Below are 244 nucleotides of genomic sequence, written 5' to 3'. Positions count from 1 at the left end.
GGATAACACTCATGAATTTGTGGAGCAATTACATGAAAGACAAGCAAAGGATGAAAGAAATAAAGAACGTCAAGGACATCGACATGCTAATAAAAAATTACCTAACAAGCAACATAGCACAAATAAATAGGTAATATTCTAAACCTATTTCAAAGCTTCATTACAGTCTTCTCATATGCCGGGTATAAACTGCCCGGCTAAAAAAGCTTCATCCATTCTTTCCCTCTTAAATTATGGAATATTC

Annotated in this window: 1 protein-coding gene; it reads left to right on the top strand. The window is 34.0% G+C overall.

The features are described from left to right. Positions 1 to 130: DUF4023 domain-containing protein (locus AOA59_RS31165; protein ID WP_099490089.1), on the top strand; the 130-nt coding region annotated here is incomplete at its 5' end. Positions 131 to 244 lie beyond the last annotated feature (114 nt).

The organism is Pseudomonas sp. 2822-15 (assembly GCF_002742515.1).
In the GTDB taxonomy this organism is placed as follows: Bacteria; Pseudomonadota; Gammaproteobacteria; order Pseudomonadales; family Pseudomonadaceae; genus Aquipseudomonas; species Aquipseudomonas salomonii.
Note: the sequence above shows the minus strand (reverse complement) of the source record. Positions and strands in the feature narration are given on the sequence as shown.